The sequence below is a fragment of the Zobellia sp. OII3 genome, assembly GCF_002211465.1.
GTDB lineage: Bacteria > Bacteroidota > Bacteroidia > Flavobacteriales > Flavobacteriaceae > Zobellia > Zobellia galactanivorans.
Genome location: NZ_MWRZ01000038.1, coordinates 1 through 813 on the forward strand (window position 1 = coordinate 1; position 813 = coordinate 813).

The 813-nt window shown below is 29.2% G+C and carries 1 protein-coding gene; it reads right to left on the reverse strand.

From position 1 onward, the window contains the following. Positions 1 to 121: 121 nt before the first annotated feature. The gene (locus B4Q04_RS22385) at positions 122 to 790 is read right to left on the reverse strand and encodes a hypothetical protein (RefSeq protein WP_088698194.1); all 669 of its coding nucleotides are present in this window, start codon (positions 788 to 790) and stop codon (positions 122 to 124) included. Positions 791 to 813: the final 23 nt, after the last annotated feature.

The following is an 813-nucleotide window of genomic DNA, read 5'->3' on the forward strand; positions in this document are numbered from 1 at the left end:
CTGACATATTGAGTTTTAATATTTCTAATAATTCAAAAACCATCAATTTATTCCCGATGACGAGTTGTGCAACGGTTACTTTTGTTGTGGCTAGTTATTTTTCCGTTTCAAATTCGTTACACTAATCAGAGATTGGCAGCGGTGGATTGAATCTTTTACCATCCATATTTGTGAAATCAAAAAACACTAATCTTTGGTCGTTCAATTTATCAATTCCAGCTCTCTTATCTTTAGACAATTCTGAATACGGTTTTTGAAACCACTCTTCAGATAAATATTTCTTATAATCTTTTATTCCTTTACTTATCTCAATTATAGCTTTTTTTAGATTTTCTATTGGATATGGTTTATCATAAATTACGATGTCAAATCGACCGGTTGAGATTGAATCTCTTAATTTGCTTTCTGGAATTTGAATATCAGTTTTTAAACTCGATGAAATATTTGGTTTTCCATTTTTCAAATATTGAAATGTATAAAATCTTAGTGAATCCAAACTTTTTAGTTCATCATCGAATAATACTTTCGCGCTATCTGTAACACTTATAGAAGCGTTAAACCTGTAGCAACCTCCAAAATCGGCAATACTATCTCTTAAAAAGAAGTATTCGGATAAGGCTTTTGAAAAATTTTCTGTATTTGGATGTTTTTGAATATATGTTGCATAATCAACATAATTCCTTGAGTTTTTAGTTTCTTGCCAATCAATTTTTTGCGAATCAATTTCTTCAATGTTTTTACATTGAATTGCAAGTATTAAAATCAGAAAAAGTTTTAATGTTATTCTCAATTTTCTTTAATTAGCCACAACGG